The organism is Acinetobacter sp. WCHA39, from assembly GCF_002165385.1.
Taxonomy (GTDB): domain Bacteria; phylum Pseudomonadota; class Gammaproteobacteria; order Pseudomonadales; family Moraxellaceae; genus Acinetobacter.
This window is the reverse complement of the sequence record NZ_NHRP01000011.1, coordinates 83,303-100,530: the sequence shown is the minus strand read 5'-3', so window position 1 is coordinate 100,530 and position 17,228 is coordinate 83,303. Positions and strand designations below refer to the sequence as shown.

General features: G+C 38.4%; 15 protein-coding genes, 1 tRNA gene and 2 pseudogenes. 9 read left to right on the top strand and 9 right to left on the bottom strand.

Annotation, left to right across the window (positions count from 1 at the left end; genetic code table 11):
* Window positions 1-141: 141 nt before the first annotated feature.
* The 5 genes and pseudogenes from CDG56_RS07740 (at window position 142) to CDG56_RS07720 (ending at window position 6,637) form a co-directional block, all read left to right on the top strand.
* The gene (locus CDG56_RS07740) at window positions 142-426 is read left to right on the top strand and encodes a putative quinol monooxygenase (protein ID WP_000156169.1); all 285 of its coding nucleotides are present in this window, start codon (window positions 142-144) and stop codon (window positions 424-426) included.
* A 117-nt stretch (window positions 427-543) separates the two neighbouring features.
* Window positions 544-681, top strand: a pseudogene (locus CDG56_RS07735) (DUF4372 domain-containing protein); the annotation flags it as partial.
* A 129-nt stretch (window positions 682-810) separates the two neighbouring features.
* Window positions 811-2,385 (top strand): type I restriction-modification system subunit M, encoded by a 1,575-nt coding sequence (locus tag CDG56_RS07730; RefSeq protein WP_087547495.1) that lies wholly within the window; start codon window positions 811-813, stop codon window positions 2,383-2,385.
* Complete coding sequence (locus CDG56_RS07725; protein WP_087547494.1) at window positions 2,385-3,638, top strand: restriction endonuclease subunit S; 1,254 nt, start codon at window positions 2,385-2,387, stop codon at window positions 3,636-3,638. The genes CDG56_RS07730 and CDG56_RS07725 overlap by 1 nt, the downstream gene beginning before the upstream one ends.
* 116 nt (window positions 3,639-3,754) lie before the next feature.
* Window positions 3,755-6,637: a type I restriction endonuclease subunit R gene (locus CDG56_RS07720; protein WP_087547493.1), complete on the top strand. Its 2,883-nt coding sequence runs from the start codon at window positions 3,755-3,757 to the stop codon at window positions 6,635-6,637.
* A gap of 346 nt (window positions 6,638-6,983) precedes the next feature.
* Here CDG56_RS07720 and CDG56_RS07715 read toward each other — a convergent pair.
* Window positions 6,984-7,060 (bottom strand) — tRNA-Ile (locus tag CDG56_RS07715).
* Window positions 7,061-7,217: 157 nt separating this feature from the next.
* Between CDG56_RS07715 and CDG56_RS07710 the strand changes: the two genes are divergently transcribed.
* The 4 genes from CDG56_RS07710 to CDG56_RS07695 all read left to right on the top strand — a co-directional run bounded on the left by CDG56_RS07710 (window position 7,218) and on the right by CDG56_RS07695 (window position 9,421).
* Window positions 7,218-8,612 (top strand): integrase family protein, encoded by a 1,395-nt coding sequence (locus CDG56_RS07710; RefSeq protein WP_087547492.1) that lies wholly within the window; start codon window positions 7,218-7,220, stop codon window positions 8,610-8,612.
* A 4-nt stretch (window positions 8,613-8,616) separates the two neighbouring features.
* A complete protein-coding gene (locus CDG56_RS07705; RefSeq protein WP_087547491.1) occupies window positions 8,617-8,856 on the top strand; it encodes a hypothetical protein in 240 nt (79 codons plus the stop codon).
* 133 nt (window positions 8,857-8,989) lie between these two features.
* The gene (locus CDG56_RS07700; RefSeq protein WP_087547490.1) at window positions 8,990-9,193 is read left to right on the top strand and encodes a hypothetical protein; all 204 of its coding nucleotides are present in this window, start codon (window positions 8,990-8,992) and stop codon (window positions 9,191-9,193) included.
* A 3-nt stretch (window positions 9,194-9,196) separates the two neighbouring features.
* Window positions 9,197-9,421: a hypothetical protein gene (locus CDG56_RS07695; protein WP_004661774.1), complete on the top strand. Its 225-nt coding sequence runs from the start codon at window positions 9,197-9,199 to the stop codon at window positions 9,419-9,421.
* 138 nt (window positions 9,422-9,559) lie between these two features.
* Here CDG56_RS07695 and CDG56_RS07690 read toward each other — a convergent pair whose 3' ends face one another.
* From CDG56_RS07690 to CDG56_RS07660, 8 genes and pseudogenes are all read right to left on the bottom strand, one after another.
* The gene (locus CDG56_RS07690; protein WP_087547489.1) at window positions 9,560-10,084 is read right to left on the bottom strand and encodes a glycoside hydrolase family 108 protein; all 525 of its coding nucleotides are present in this window, start codon (window positions 10,082-10,084) and stop codon (window positions 9,560-9,562) included.
* Window positions 10,081-10,476 (bottom strand): hypothetical protein, encoded by a 396-nt coding sequence (locus CDG56_RS07685; protein WP_046737836.1) that lies wholly within the window; start codon window positions 10,474-10,476, stop codon window positions 10,081-10,083. Before CDG56_RS07685 ends, CDG56_RS07690 begins: the two co-directional genes overlap by 4 nt.
* Before the next feature lie 146 nt (window positions 10,477-10,622).
* Window positions 10,623-10,958, bottom strand: coding sequence for a hypothetical protein (locus CDG56_RS07680; RefSeq protein WP_087547488.1), 336 nt, complete (start codon window positions 10,956-10,958; stop codon window positions 10,623-10,625).
* 405 nt (window positions 10,959-11,363) lie between these two features.
* Window positions 11,364-11,624: pseudogene (locus CDG56_RS17520) on the bottom strand (hypothetical protein); the annotation flags it as partial.
* On the bottom strand, window positions 11,621-11,797 hold the full coding sequence (locus CDG56_RS17060) for a hypothetical protein (protein WP_171295126.1): 177 nt from the start codon (window positions 11,795-11,797) through the stop codon (window positions 11,621-11,623). The pseudogene CDG56_RS17520 and the gene CDG56_RS17060, both read right to left, overlap by 4 nt.
* Before the next feature lie 31 nt (window positions 11,798-11,828).
* Window positions 11,829-12,527, bottom strand: a complete 699-nt coding sequence (locus tag CDG56_RS07670) for a hypothetical protein (protein WP_087547487.1) — start codon at window positions 12,525-12,527, stop codon at window positions 11,829-11,831.
* 10 nt (window positions 12,528-12,537) lie between these two features.
* Entirely contained in the window at window positions 12,538-13,380 is an 843-nt protein-coding gene (locus CDG56_RS07665; RefSeq protein ID WP_087547486.1) for a hypothetical protein, read from the bottom strand.
* 67 nt (window positions 13,381-13,447) lie between these two features.
* Entirely contained in the window at window positions 13,448-17,158 is a 3,711-nt protein-coding gene (locus CDG56_RS07660; protein ID WP_087547485.1) for a DEAD/DEAH box helicase family protein, read from the bottom strand.
* Window positions 17,159-17,228: the final 70 nt, after the last annotated feature.

Below are 17,228 nucleotides of genomic sequence, written 5' to 3'. Positions count from 1 at the left end.
CTAGGCAAAAAGGTTCCATTTTTGCCCATTGGGCATCAGTAAGTATGTATCTATCCATAGTACTATTATAAATTAATTAGTAGCCTTTGTTAATTCTCAACAAGCCCTAGAAAACTTCTAAAACAAACTCAAGGTGAAATAATGACTATTTCAGTAATTGCGAACATTAAGGCAAAATCAGATCAAAAAGAAACGTTAGAAGCGCTTTTAAAAAGTGTAATAGAGCCTACGCTTCAAGAAGAAGGATGCTTGAAATATGAGCTTTATATTAGCGAAAATGACTCGAGTAGATATTTCTTCTTAGAAGAATGGCGTAGCAGAGAGGATTTAGATATCCATCTAGCCTCTGATTATATTCAAAGTTTATTTGGTAATATCCAATCGCTCATTGAATCAAGTGATATTGTAGAAATCAAAAAAATATAGCTGTATTCGGAAGTTATGATGAACTATTCTTCAAATTAACATAGTTAGACTTAAATAAAAAAACCTGAGTCCAAAGTAGTTAAAATATAAGTGCGAACAAACACTTCAACTTCAAGGATTCAGGTTTTTTCACATCAGAATACGGTATTTCATCAATTACTCAAGCCCATTTTGAGACAAGATTTTGAACGTCTTGTAAAACAATACCATCAAGGACAAAAATTAAGATCAGCAACACGATGGGATCAATTTATGTACCCATTTCCCCCATAACAACGATACCTGAACGACCTACATTGTCGTTTGATAGCAGAAAGATATGTCAAATCAGTCATTTCAAGCTAAACTACAACAAATTTCACGCTTTTCTAGGTTCAGTTCAATATGACCCAAGTACAACTTCAACAACTACAAAAACATCTTTGGAATATCGCAAATGACTTGCGTGGAAAAATGGGAGCAGATGAGTTCCGTGACTACATCCTAGGCTTCATTTTTTACAAGTATCTGTCTGAAAAAGCGATTGCCTTTGCCAATGAACTATTGAAGGATGAAGGCGTTGCAGAACAATATCAGCAACTCGATGAAAGCAATCCCGATCATGCAGAATTGATCAATGGAATCAAAGAAAACTCAGTCGAAGAAGTTGGCTATGCCCTAGCACCAAAACAATTGTTCCACTCCATTGCTGAACTTGGTCGTCAAGGCACATTCATTCTGGATGATCTGTCAGATACTTTGCGAGGAATTGAACGTAGTACTTTGGGTGCAGAATCAGAAGATGACTTTGCCAATCTGTTTGAAGATCTTGACCTCAACTCAACCAAACTCGGCAATAATGCTAATGACCGTAATGAATTGGTCAGCAAAGTACTCACTCATCTCGACAATATTGACTTCGATCTCAATAATTCAGAATCAGATGTATTGGGTGATGCATACGAATATCTGATTGGTGAGTTCGCTTCTGGTGCTGGTAAAAAAGCTGGTGAATTTTACACCCCACAAACCGTATCCACCTTGCTTGCCAAGATTGTGACACAAGGGAAAGATCGCCTACGTTCAGTGTATGATCCGACATGTGGGTCGGGCTCATTGCTTCTACGTGTAAAACGTGAAGTCAAAGATGTCGATATGATCTACGGCCAAGAGATGAACCGTACCACCTATAACTTGGCACGAATGAACATGATTTTGCATGACGTTCACTTTGCGAAATTCGACATCAAGCAAGAAGATACGCTCACACGTCCTCAGCACATTGATCAGCGTTTTGAAGCTGTTGTGGCCAATCCTCCCTTCTCAGCAAAATGGTCAGCGGACCCAAGCTTCCTACAAGATGAACGTTTCAGCCGTTTTGGTAAACTTGCGCCAAGCTCAAAAGCAGATATGGCTTTTGTTCAGCACATGCTGCACCAATTGGATGAGCAAGGCACAATGGCTGTTGTTCTTCCGCACGGTGTATTGTTCCGTGGCTCAAGTGAAGGCGTGATTCGTCAGTACCTCATTGAGAAAATGAATGTGGTAGATACCATCATTGGTTTACCTGCCAACATCTTCTACGGCACATCTATTCCAACCTGTATCTTGGTACTCAAGAAAAATCGTACCCATACAGGCAATATTCTATTCATTGATGCTAGTAATGACTTTGAAAAGCAGAAGAACCAAAACAAGCTACTGCCTGAGCATCTCGATAAGATCATTGCAGCTTTTGAACAGCGTCAAAATATTGAGAAATATGCCAAGGTCGCTACGCTGCAAGAAGTCAAAGACAATGACTACAACCTGAATATTCCACGCTATGTTGATACTTTTGAAGCTGAAGATGAAATTGATCTGAATGCCATTGCACAGCAACTCAAAGAGCTTGAGCAACAAAGCCAGAAAACTGATGAAGTAATTGCTGAATTTTGCAAAGAACTTGGTATCGACTCTCCTTTTGCGGAGGTAAAGTAATGACTACGCCAAAGTTACGGTTTAAAGAGTTTGATGGGTATTGGAATAAAAATACGATTGGTAATTTTGTATTAAATTACAAAGGTGGTGCATCATTAACACCAGCAGATTTCGTGGATTATTCAGAGTGCGAGGTTATTCCTAAAAAAGCTATTTCTTCTGGTGGAGCACTGCAGTTAGATAAAGATGTACCAACCTTTTGCACTCCTGAGTTTTTTAATTTAAATCAAAATTATGTTGTAGATAGTGAGTATTTAATAACAACTCTGCGAGATCTAGTGCCTAGTGGTCCAAGTATTGGTTATATCGTTAAGTATGAAGGTGATAAGCAATATATCCTAGCCCAAGGTGTTTATGGATTCAGAATAAAAAATGATCTTTGTAGAGATTTTTTAATCCAGTTCTCGAATACTTCTAAATTTAGACTACATATGCAATCAATCATGGTTGGTAGTACCCAAGTGCATATTAGAAATCATGATTACTTTTCTACAGAGCTTTGTATCCCTTCATTACTCGAACAAACCAAAATCGCCGCTTTTCTTTCTGCCGTAGATGAAAAAATCACTCAATTGACACAAAAACACCAACTCCTCAGCCAATACAAACAAGGCATGATGCAAAAGCTGTTTAGTCAGCAGATTCGTTTCAAAGCGGATGATGGTAGTGAGTTTGGGAAATGGGAAAGTAAAAAAATAAGTGACTTATTTGATGAGGTAAGAAACAAAGTAGCAGATAGAGATATTGAAACGTACAGTATAACAGCTGGTAAAGGCTTTGTTAGTCAAGCAAATAAATTTGGTAGAGATATCTCGGGGAAGCAAAATAGTAACTATATTGTACTTAAACCTAATGATTTCTCCTATAACAAAGGGAATTCCAAAACTTACAAATACGGTTGTGTATATTTGAATGAGTTGAATTATGACATTGCTGTACCGAATGTATTTATTAGCTTCAGATCAAAAAAACTAAATTTAGTCCATGAAAAATTTTACTCGAAATTGTTTGAATTTCATTATTTAGATAGGTATTTAAGGTTATTGATCTCTAGTTCAGCTCGTATGGATGGGCTACTAAATGTAAGTAAGGATGGTTTCTTTGAAATTAAACTTCCATATCCTTGTCTTGAAGAACAAACCAAAATCGCTAACTTCTTGTCAGCCATTGACCAAAAAATTGATGTGGTTTCAGAGCAGCTAGAACAAGCTAAGCTTTGGAAAAAAGGACTATTGCAGCAAATGTTTGTATAAGTAAGCAAACTACTCCCATCTGATCTGAAGACTTTGAGGGTAAAGCATCATAGTATGTTGGTACTTCGGTCAGATGATTTCACTCACCCAATCCAAGAATAAAGTCAGAGAAAGAGATGTCCGTACAAAGCGAAGCTCAACTTGAACATGAACTGATCCAGCAACTAAAGCAGCTCGGCTACCAAGAAGTTGAGGTCAAAGACGAACTGCAACTGCTGAGCAATCTCAAAATTCAAGTTGAACGTGCGAATGACATTTCTGCTTTTTCTGCAAATGAATGGGCACAAGTCCTCAATCATCTGAAAGCTGGCAATAGCTTCAATTGTGCCAAAGTGCTGCGTAATCGCTTTCCAGTGACCTTTGATGATGGCTCAACACGCCACATTGATTTTTTGTTTGCTGACCCTTCAAAAAACATCTATCAAGTCACCAATCAGATCGCCATCGATCATAGAGCAAGCAACGGACATACCAGTCGCTTTGACGTCACATTGCTCATCAATGGCCTACCATTGGTACAAATTGAGCTCAAACGTGCAGGCGTAGAACTTCCTGAAGCCTTCAATCAAACGCAGCGCTATGCCAAGGATGCGTACGGCAGCGGATCAGGTCTGTTCAACTACATTCAGATTTTTGTCATTAGTAATCGTGACCATACGCACTACTACTCCACGGGCACAAAAAATTTCGAGTTCACCTTTCCTTGGGCTGACTTCGACAATAAGCACATCCACAAGATAGATGCCTTTGCAGCAAATTTCCTCAACCATGAGCACATCACCAAGATGCTCACTGAGTACATGGTAATTCAGACCTCCAAAGAAATAAAAGTTCTGCGTCCCTATCAAATATATGCCGTACAGCAAATCATTCAGCGTGTACAACATTCAGAGAAGAATGGCTATATCTGGCACACTACGGGCTCAGGTAAGACACTCACCTCGTTCAAAGCAAGTCAGCTCATCATGCGCTTGCCTGAAGTTGAAAAAGTGCTCTTTGTAGTGGATCGCAGTGACCTCGACACCCAAACGGTGCGTGAGTTCAATGCCTTCAAAGAAAATAGTGTAGACACAACAAAGAATACAAGCACATTAGTTGCTCAATTAGGTCAAACCCATGACAAACTCATTGTCACTACCCTACAAAAGCTCAATATTGCAATCAGCTCTGACCGCTATGCAGATCAAATTGACTATCTCAAAGACAAGAAAATCGTAATCATTTTTGACGAATGTCATCGCAGTCAATTCGGTGATACGCATCGTAATATCAAGCGTTTCTTCAACCAAGCACAAATGTTTGGCTTCACTGGTACACCAATCTTTGAGAAAAATAGCCAACTCAAGATAGACTCCAAAGCAGTAACCACCAATGCCCTCTTCGATGAGTGCTTGCATAAGTATGTGATCACAGATGCCATCCGTGATGGTAATGTCCTACCTTTTCAAATCGCCTACTTGGGTAAATACACCAGTAACGGCATAGAAAATAGTGACAGCTATGAAGAAGATGTAGAAGGTATCGACACCAAAGAGTTGTTCGACAATCCTGCTCGCCTAGAAATGATCACGCGCTACATCGTTGACAATCACCACATCAAAACCAAGAACAGAACCTTCACCGCCATGTTCTGTGTCAGTTCCGTTGAAGTACTCACCCAGTACTATGAATTGTTCAAGAAAGTACAGCAAGAGAAGCAACAACAAGCAGAGGAAAAGGGCGAACTCTACAATCCATTGACCATTGCCACTATTTTCTCCTTTGCAGCCAATGAAGAACGTACCGTAGACGATCAAACTGGACTCATCGAGGAGGAATCTGCTGAACTTCCTACCAAGATCAGTCAATCAAATAGAGATAAGCTGGATCAGTACATTGCGGAGTACAATGCTAAGTTTGGACAAAACTTCAACTCAGGTGAAGAGTTCTACCCCTACTACCGTGATATTGCCAATCGTGTACGCAAAAAAGAAATCGACATCTTGTTGGTCGTAAATATGTTCCTGACAGGCTTCGACTCAAAGCCACTCAACACCCTATATGTAGACAAGAACCTCAAATATCATGGCTTGATCCAAGCCTTTTCACGTACCAACCGTATCCTCAATGCAGATAAGCCATTTGGGAATATTGTGTGCTTCCGTAATCTCAAGCAAGCTACAGACCAAGCCCTCACGCTCTTCTCAAATCGTGCAGAGGCAGAAAAGATTGTCCTCATTCCAAGTTTTGAGAGCATCAAAGCAAAATACAATGCAGCAGTAGCACATTTGCTCAGTATTGCCCCTGATCCTGACCAAGTCCCGAATACCCTACATACTGAAGAACAACAGCTAGAATACGTCAAAGCCTTCCGTGAGGTCATGCGTATCAATGCCCAACTGGAAAACTTCGTAGAGTACGATCAAGATGATACATCGCTCAACAAAGCAGAATTTCAGAGTCATACATCGCAATACAAGTATCTGTACAACAATGTACGTATCATGCAGCCTAAAGACAAAGTATCGGTACTCAACGATGTCAACTTCCAACTGGAGCTCATCCACAGAGATACTGTGAATGTGGGCTACATCCTCAACTTGCTGCAATCAGTCGTCAACAACAAAGATCCTGAGAAGAAGAAGCAATATCGTGCACAGGTGCAAGACATCATCTCCACCAATCACAACCTGTACGACAAACAAGAACTCATCCAAAAATTCCTCGATGAAAACATTCCACGCATGGCCAATGGTCAAAGCGTAGAAGAAGTATTCTCAGCATTCTGGGATGTGGAAAAAGAAAAGGCATTGGATGAGCTATGTCAGCAAGAAGCACTCAAACCAGAAGTATTCAAAGCGGTCCTAGGACAGTACGAATACACCAAACGCTTGCCAAACCGTGAAGATGTCAAAGACCTGCCAATCAATCGTCCAAAGATCTCAGAACGTAAAACCCTCATGAACACACTGGTACTCAAGACTCGTACCTTCATCGATAAGTTCTACAAGGGCCTGTGAGGTCCAAACAAATATTAGTAGATTCCCCCAAGATAAAACCGAAATCCCCCTAATCCACTGGGGGAAACAGGTAAACAGCAAAACCTCAAATATTCCCCACTCTTTTGTCATTTCCTCTGCGCTCAGCTCGAGCGATGTACTGACATCTGATGAATCATCCACGATTCTGACCGCATCGCAAATGAGCATGAAGAAATGGTTTGAGTGATATTTTGTGGAACCCTGACAGGTCCCCATCGGACTTTCTGGAAGATGGACCACATTACGGTCTATAAAAGGCAGTTGAAAACACAATCAATAGGCAATAAAAAACCTCATAACTCAAATAGTTACGAGGTTCGATATATGGTGGGCCCAGACAGACTTGAACTGTCGACCAACGGATTATGAGTCCGCTGCTCTAACCAACTGAGCTATAGGCCCTATAAAGTTAAATGCAATTAATACAATGCTTTAACTTGATGCTGATTCTACATAAAAACATTTTTCATTGCAATACGTTTTTTTGTAGGCACTATGTAGGCAGTTAAAAATATTGTATGTTATTGCGAGTTATTGCAAACACACGTGATCATACACTATGACCTCTGAAAGAACAAAGCTCACAAAAACATTTGTTGATTCTTTGCCCTTATCACCTGATAAGCAGGTTATCTATCGGGATTCAGAGCTGATTGGCTTCGCGCTGCGAGTTACCATTTCCAAAGTTTATGTTGTCGAGCGTCGCATTGGTAACGGTAAATCCTCAGTGCGAGTCACTATCGGTAAACATGGAGAAATCACACCTACGCAAGCTCGTGAGCAAGCCACTAAATTACTTGGATTAATGGCACAAGGTATTAACCCGAATCAAGAAAAACAAGAAGCTAAAAAGGAAATGTATGCTGATTATGCAAAAGCAGATCAGCAACCCACCCTATTAGACGCCTACAACGCCTACAAAACAGAACGAGAGCTTAGTCAAAATACGCTAGATGACTATAATCAATGTGTAACAGACTACCTAGTAGAATGGTGTGACATAAAACTGATCGATATATCACGCAAGATGGTTCAAGAAAAACATGCTGAATTGTCAAAACGCTCTAAAGCACGCGCAAATTTAGCAATGCGTTTCTTTAGAGCTGTTTTTAATTTCTCAGTTGAGCATTATCTTGATGTAAATGATAAAAATATAATTGATGTGTCAAATCCAGTTAATACTTTAAAAGCCAAAAAATCGTGGAATAAAATTAAGCGTAGAAAAAACTATATTCGTAGTAATCAAATGAAAGACTGGTTAGATGCTGTAGTTTCTACAGAATGGGTCGGACAACAATATAAGAATCATAATGCTTATACCAATCAAGATTTTTTATTAACTGTTTTACTTACTGGTTTTCGTAGAGAAGAAGCAGAGACAATAGAATGGTCTCATGTCGATCTCAAATATGGCTCAATCACATCAATTGATCCTAAAAATGGTGAACCTTTGACTCTGCCAATGGGCAAAATCCTCCACTATATAATTCAACAACGTTTTGAACGTTCAGGTGGTGGTAAATATGTTTTCCAAGCTAGACAAGGTGTTGGTCATGTAGCAAATCGAAGTAAAGCCAGGTTGAAAATTGCAGAATTGACTGGCATTACATTTACATACCATGATTTAAGACGAACATTTTCAAGCGTTGCAAACAGCTTAAATATTGGTTCATACACGATTAAAAAGCTTGTAAATCATGCTACAGATGAATCAAATGATGTAACCGAAGGTTATGTACAAGTCTCGTTTGAAGATCTTCAAATTGCAATGAATATGATTGAAGATTTATTGTTAGATGATGAAATCATTTCAACCATAAAAAATAGGAAATTTAAGAAAATTACACGTCATCACGACTATTTGGAAAAGTCCGTTTCTGAAAATCCAATCGAAATTGATGATGCCCTTAAAGCACTTTCAAAAGTTGAACAGTTAAAGGCTCGATTTAGGTAAATCTATGAAAACTACAGGACAATTCATAAACGATACACTTCAACACTCATTCCTTATTTTATGGAAAGAAGATAAGCAAAAATGGGAAGTTGGTTGTGCTTTGTTAAAAATAAATCTGCAAGCTGACACTTATGCTGAAGCAATTCAATCATTAGCGAAAGCTATTTTAGATTACAAGTTATCACATGAATTCTCTGAAGTAATAGAGAACGATAAAGAGGATTACTTAAAATCTAGTAAATAATGTTTTACATAATCTTAAAAAAGCGACACGAAATGTCGCTTTTTAGTTTATCCACAATACTTTGAATTTGAATTTATTAAATGATGGCTATAAGATCAAACTTGATTCTGTAACTTAATCAAGAGTAACTATTATGGTCACTAAATCTATCCCTATCGAAAACCAAGACTTCCCACAAGATGACTACTCACAAGATACTTTTGATGAATCTATTCAAGAATCTTTTGATGAAGTGACTCAAGAATTAGAAAATGATTTCAATCAAGATCAAATTTATGATGATATTGCACAGCTTGAAGCACCTGAAGTAGTGAACCAACAGAAAAAGAAAAGGTGAATTATGCGACCCTATTATCTTAAAAATGGCAATAAATATATGCACATAGAGACTGACTTATTTGAAGATTATCAAGACTATTCTGACATCAGTGCTATGTACAATCAGAAATACATTTTTTCAGAAAAGAAAGAAGGTGCTAAAGAGTTTCATACAAAAGATGATGCTGAACGATATTTGACTTTATATCGCCGAAAACTGAAAGGTTTTGTTGCAGTGACTGAATAAACTTATAATTGTGAAAATATTTGCTCAGAAAACACATTATCTCTCAGTTTTAGCGCAGATTTTTGCACATTTTATTTGAAAAATGCAGTTATAAAAACGCTCACTATCAATGATGATAATGAGCGCTTGCAATGAACTCTAATTATCGACTGCTGCATATTGTAACTGCCCTGCAACCCGATTGACCCATCCTTTTCCATACTTGGGCCATGTTGAAAGCTTAGTGTAATAATTCAAACGCTCCGCATTAAACTTCATTAATACGTCATTTAAATCAGAACTATTAATAATATGCAGTGTGATTGGTCCAATAATGCCATCATCCGCTACACCAATAGCACTTTGAAGCTTACGTTTTGCTGTCGCCATTCCAGCATTGATTGCAAAATCCCACACCTGAAAAACAATAGCAGTATCAATTTTATTGGCATTAAGAGCATCCCACCAATCTCTCTTATAAATCTGTTTTGCTTGATCTAATGTTAAATTCTTAATATCAAGCTGGGGATAAGTCATTGCAGAAATGCCGTATTTAGTACCTTTTAACTGACCTTTTCCTATAATGCCTGTTGTCCAGTTACCACGGTCATCTTTGTCGTTTGTGAAATTTCCTTCATGCCCAATTAAACGTTCAAAAGCTTGATCAAAGGTTAATTTACTCATTCTTCATTTACCCCTTTTATCTCTTTTTTGACTTCTTTTGCTACTTCAAAAATCGTCGCGTTTTCACGAGAATTGATATAGTTAAAGGTCCATCGCACAATGGCCCAGAAAGGCAATCCGCAGCAAAAAATGATTCCACCCAAGGCACACATACCGAACCAGTTTGATGACCAGTCATGTAAGCCAAATCGTTGAACGACAAGTGAACCACCTGCAATACTTCCAACGAGTGTTGTTACAAGCGAAATGACCCATTCTTTTCTTGATCGCGGTTCTCGAGTCATGACAACAATCAAATATGCTAAAGAAGCTGCAATAGATAAAATTGTGATCAGACCATAGAACTTCACAATTGCTGCTGCCCCCACTCCACTACTTACTGGCTCAGCCATTTTGTAATTCACCTAAGTTTTATTTAGGTTTATTTTGAAGGATTGAAATTCTATGATTGAGATGATGTTCCAATAAAAAAACCACCTAAATTAACTACAACCAATAAAGTTAGTCAGTTAATTAGGTGGTTAGATTTAACTGTGATTTAAATACCAGGATATTGTTTAAATCCACATGAATGAAAGGTCACAGAATTAGAACCAAATATAGTTGAAATAACATTATTGCCTATATCACGAATTGTTAATGTTGTTGGTTGTGTTCCGTTTTCATCAACGCCCATTAGATGCAAATGGTTAACAAGTTCTATTAATTGGAATGCCGCATAATTTCCCCATCCGATCAAAACAATACGCTGACCATGATCGTTGTTGATAGCGTTAAATAGATTACTCATATTCCATCCATTGCCAGAACAAGACACTGTTCTAAAAACTCCATCATTCAAACTATATTCAATAGATTTATTACCTGTAAACATTGTGTTAGGAAAATCTACATCAGTAGGACTGCATTATTCTACTGCTTGTGCTAAACAAAACGTTAGGCTTCCATCATCATGTTCTAAGAACGTTGGGTTTTGCTCTACATTTGCAGTAAAACTTGCATTTGAATTTGGCTTAGGCACAAATTTAAAGCGATGTGGAACAGTATCAATGTTTTCTATATACAAGAATCCATCATAGTCAGCAGTAATTTGATTTTGAAACGCTAATGAAATTTGACCAACAATGACACCAATCGTACCACTTGCCACAGGGGTAGCCATATCATCGATATAAATATCCCAGTCGCCTGCAATATGACTAAAGCTCATTAACGTGGTCGCCCCTTCACAACTAATGGTATGAGGGAATTCAGGATCTACATCTACAATCATTTGCCCGACACGCAACACTTGGACACTAGGTACACCCGTGTCTAAGCAATCTTGCACCGCTTGATAATCAATATTTGTAGGCTCATAGCCCAATTGACCGCGAATATTGCCTTGATGAATGGTCATTGGCTTATCCACTCGACCACGCTTAAATCGACCAACAATTAAGGCTGAGGTTAGCCCTTCTTTCGTTTGTGTTTCGGTCTTGTCTACTGTGCCTTGGCTTTGTATGCCAACTGCCTCACCTAATATCTTAGTTGTATTCATCTTCTAGCGCTCATATTGTTGAAACATTTAATGACTTCATTGCCAAGTTTGAATATTGCATTATGTCGCTGTGCTTCAATTTCTATTTCTTTTCTTCGCTCATCCCAAGCATCTGAAGCGTAATAATCTGCTTCAAAACTTACAGGCAAACTTAATGCATCGAATAATGACATCTTGCAATGGTTTGATAGATTCTGAGCTGTGCTAAGTAAATGACTTGTCCAGCTCTTTGATGATTCCGATAAAACAGGTAGAGGCACGAAATCGGATAGGCGCGTCATCTGCACCTCTTTGTACTACGAAACCATCGTTGTTCACACTTAGCTCTAAATGAGTAAAAAGCTGGCTATTAAGCTTTAAGTAATCAAGATAAATGAGATTAAATTCACTCTGAGGAAGCGTTTTTAAATAGCTAAGACGTTGAGAAAATTGCTGCTTATAAACTTGATCGATAGCATTACGGTCTGGGAATTGCCCCAAGTGCTCATGATTTTCATACTTAATCTGAAATGCTAATAAACAGGCAATCCATTCTGCTGCATTCATACAGTGTGCTTCTAAATACTCTGCTTCACTGCCACTCACCTGGCGTACAGTTACACCGACTTCTGATACTTCATCAATCCAATCAGAATGTTCTTTAAAACAATTCGAAAAATCAGTATTTGTTGAAAATAAGGTATTCATCTGATTTTGAACATATTTGATCATCAAGAAATATCGTTCTTGAGCTGTCATCATTAAAGGTAATTGTTGATTCTGCAAAGCCTGAGACAAAAATGCCGTTATTCTTTTCTCATTCAATTTAGGATCAATTGCAGCGACTTTTAACGCCTCATTAAAGCTAATTTCATTTAGCTGATATGTTTTCCCACCAATAGGGATCGGATCAAAATTTAACATTTACTATCCTTCATTCGACTTTATATAAATTACGAACATCTTTAGCATCCCAAGCTGCTCGACTAATCAGGCTTAAATTCACTGTAAGGCTTAGTCGATTACCCTCTTTATCAATGGGTGCAACAATCGGCGCTGATACACTTTGGAGAATAAAAGGCATATAAGTTTTGCCGTGTGTGGTGACAGTGATGTAGGGAGGAATTAGCCCTGAAAATAAACCGTCACTTCCCTCTGAAATTAAATCTGTAAGAACAGTCCCTTGTGATAATTTTGTTGGTAATGACCAAGACTGGAGATACATCAACTTATTCTCCACCTCTGTTCGTGCATCTTTTAAAGCAATAAAGAAAACACTTAAGTTAAGATGAACTGAAGCTGTAGAAAGAAAGACTTGAGTTGTGTTGACTTTATTAAGATTGGTTTTGCCTTCAACACTTTTTGCAAAATCAGCTAATGGTTGAAATCCTTTGCTAATCAGATCAGCTGCTGCATCACCCAAATTGTTACGAATCGCTGTACTAGCAGCGCCACCTGAAGCTAAAGCTTGCCCAGTTTGCAAAGCTGCCATCATCATCGGCATTTTTAATTCAGGATTAGAGTTCTCAAAAGGCGTTTGCCATTGACTTTCAAAACTAATATCCCCGTCAGTCAAGAATGCTCTAATAGTTGGCTGTGACAAATCGTACGAGAAAATTGGTTCTTTAGTTTCTGTATCACGTTCCATCGTGCATAAATTGAACTCAGCAAATTTATGTTTAGACACATAACCCCAGAATGGATCAGCGCTATAATCCACAGGTAAAGTTGTCTTATCAGCATTTGCTGCCTGAACACCATTGATGTCATTTGCCATAAAAAAGCCCTATCTTGATAAGGCTATTTTTGATCTAGTTGAATAAGTGAAAATTAACAAGTTCCAATCATGCAGCCTGTAAGGTTGCTTCGACTTCTTTAATTTTCTTAATGATCTCAGCTGACTTGTTATAAGCCATTACGACTTCACCAAATTGGTTTACCTCAGCAAACCAGTAGCTTGTTAAAATCTTTTTAATGTAATCAATATTTAATCCATCGCCATTAAAAACATAGTTGCTACGCTCAGTTCGCATATATAGCCCGTAACGTTCAAGCTGCTCATCAATCCGCAATTTCCGCGGTTTAATCTGTGCATCACGAATAAGTTCAAAAAGTTGTTCAGGACTTTCTGCATGTGAGAAATTCATATTTTTTGGATAAGTTGGTGCATCTTCTGGACTTGTATGTCTTTCAATAATCACAATACGAGTATTAACACCGGTTCCAGCATTTCTAAATGTACTTAAAGGTAATGTGATTTCACCAACTTGATAGGCTTCTTTTTCGTTTGCAATCCAACTAGAAAGCTTTTCATCCATTGCACCACGAGGAATGAGTGCCACGATTCGACCGCCATCATATAAGTGTTGGAAAGCTTTCTGGACATGCTTTATTGCCAAGGAACCTGCATTCCCAAACGGCGGATTCATCACAATTGCATGATACTTGTTATTGGTACCGTGTTCTTCAAAACCACTGACAATTACATTTGCACCTGTATTTGCCATTTTTGCACGACTTGCCAATGATTCAGTTGGTTCAATCATGGTCAGGTTGACATCATTAGGCGCAAATCGCCCTATAGCCCCATCGCCTGCGCTTGGTTCAAGTACATCATCGCCCTTATGTACACCTGCCCATTCGAGCATTTTTAAACCTAGCGGTTCAGGCGTTGCATACCACTCTTTACCCTCACGATTATTACGGCTTTCGGTACGCTTACCTTTTGCATAGTAATAAGTCATCGCTTTGTCGAAAGGAGATAAACGCGCAATACGTGCATTTTCTTCATCGTAAGCTTTCCCACCTACGCCATCCATAAGCGAAGGCTCATGATATTCGGCTTCTTCATATGCTTCGATAAGCGCTTGCTTAATACTCACTAAAGCATCTTCGCCCTTGGCTAAGTTATCTACTGTCTCAGCTCGCCCTGCGATAGTTTCAGCAAATGCAGTCCGTTCCCAGTTTGTGCCTGTAGTAAAATAACGCTGAATCGCATTCGAAGCTTGCCCAACTCGATAAATACGCCCTTCAGTTTGACGAAGCTTGGCTGGCTTAATAGGTTGGCCAATGTTGATATTCACCCGCTGATGTGTCCCAGTTGTATCATGCAGTGAGATACCAGTAGAACCTGCATCTGATTGAACGATCAAAATATCAAAACCACTATTATCCTGGTTAAATAGATCAACGTTTTTTTGACGATCTTTCTTAGAAACACGGCCATTAAATAACAATGCATTTGGGAAAGCACGGCGTAGTGTTACTAGTGGAGAATTATAATTACAATTTAAGCGGACTAAATCCGATCGTTCTTGAGCAAACTCTTGATATTGTGCAGCTGCATCTTCGTTATATTTACCATCAATCGATTTAAATTGATCATCTGTAAACGCAAACGGTCTAAAACCTCCACCATCGTTATAATCGTGGAAAATAATTACTTTTCGCCCTAAAGCTAAATTCTTTTTGAAAAATGGAATGCCTTCTTCTGCTTTAATTGCCTCTAGTAACCGTCGGCGCGAAAGATAGTCAAATCGCTTATTCACGAGGCTACTCAAATCAGAGAATCGACTATTTCCATTGGCATCTTTAGCATCCCAAAGGTAGTCCAAACCTTCATCAATTTTTTGACCAATGTTAGATTTGATCAATACAAATTTACGGTCATAATCAAATTTTAATTCTAGTTCACGTCCAGCCAATGCCCCAGTAGATTTCAGGCTTTCCGCAAATTGTCTTTCAAAAACACCTTGGTCAACTCCCCCATCTGGACGGGTCAATTTGTTATATCTCATTCTATAGCCGAAATTAGACATATAGAATCGCTCACGCGCACCGCCTGAATTGTATCCACCAGAAGAATTATTACTAAATTGCGATTCTGGTGATGTAAAATTAAAGAGATAACCCTCAGCCCAATCCACTGTTTTGATATAGGAAAATGGTGTTGCAGATAGGAAGACGACTTTTGCACGTTTCCCAGATTGTTCTGTCCAATTCTTTTCCCATTCAACCTTATAATCATGGATAAAAGCATTCCAATCCTTGATCATCTCATCGGTACGTTCTTCCTCAGGTAATGCATAAGGATCTCGCTCAGAAAACCGCATTTTTGCCCAAGTGTAGAAACCTGCATGATGCCCAGATAAAGCCCTTAAGTTATCTAATGCAGTGGTTACTTCACCGTCCGCGCTTTGCATTAATGTATGTGCTTCATCAACAATGATAAGGTCCCAATCTTTCTTACCTAAAGATTTATTTTGACCAAAGTTTGCATATGTTGTGACAACAACATTTGAATTACTACCATTGTCTTGAATGCTTGATAATTGATGTATATCAATATTTAAAGGCTTACCTGACTTCACAAAGTCACGAGCAATTTTGTCGCTTAAAGTAATAATTAGAATATTTTGAGCACCAGAATTTAAGAATCGTTTGGCGGTTCCCAAACCAGTGAAGGTTTTCCCAGTACCTGTACCATTGGTAAATAACATGCCGTTGCCATTATCAATGATTAAACGTTTTTCAGCTTTGACAATATCATCACATTGTTCGGGTAACAGATAAGGTAATGCTTCGCTGATATTTTCAGGATCTCCCCATTCTGTAGGCGTTCCCTCTGCCTCAGCTTGTAATTTAGCTTTACCTTCTAACTCAACTCTAACTGACTTAGCAGATTGAATAATTGATTTATTTCGCTTGTCTCTAGTAGGTGATCCTGAGTTAAAAATCGCACGGCTTCCGCTGCTGTCATCCCCTGCAAGACTGGTTGGACTTCCCCCATTTGAAGGTTCATTTCCTCTATTTCCTGCGCCAAGTAAACTTGCATCATTATTTTCTGATACGCCAATACTACCGTTTCGGTATAGCCCTTGCTCAACAGAAGCTGTTCCTGTTGATGAAGGCGTTGCTCCATCTGCATTTGATTCAGACTGAGGAATTGCTGATCTTCCTGATCCGCGACGAAGTTCGCTAAGTTGTGCCAAATCTGAATCGGTATCTGTAACATTAGAGAAAACCTCTTTAATTAATTGCTGATCATCTGTAAGTAATGAATCTGGTAATTCGAGAATATGCTTTGCACGGATTAATGTGTGTTGGTTATAAATAAAGGCATATGGATCGTATTCTTTTGCTGTTTTGACAGGTACACCAGCTAAAGAAATTACAAGTAACGACTTCCCTTTTTTGGTGATGTATTCGACAAGCTCTTGCTCACAAACATAATAAGCAATTGCTTGATTTAGTTTAGCAATTGGTTCATTGGCCGTTTGTTTAACGATATAAGCTTGTAAATTAGAGTCTAGTTTTTGGACTGAGTCATTTAAAACATAGTCTGCAACTTGACCTAGATATTGATTATCTTTATCTGTTTCTGCCAAAGATAAGATTTTTTTTGCTTCGCCTAAATCAATTTCAATTTCACCCGAAATGATTCTTTTAAAGTAAACGGTTATTTCATCTATGCTTTGTAACGTTTGAATTAATTGATCTAGCGAACTAAGAACATTTGATGATTTTAAGGCAAAGTTATTTTCAAATATGGACATACAACCCTCAACATGGGATTTTTTAACGTCCTCATGTTAAAGGCTGTGAAGTGTATGGTTTTTATAACGT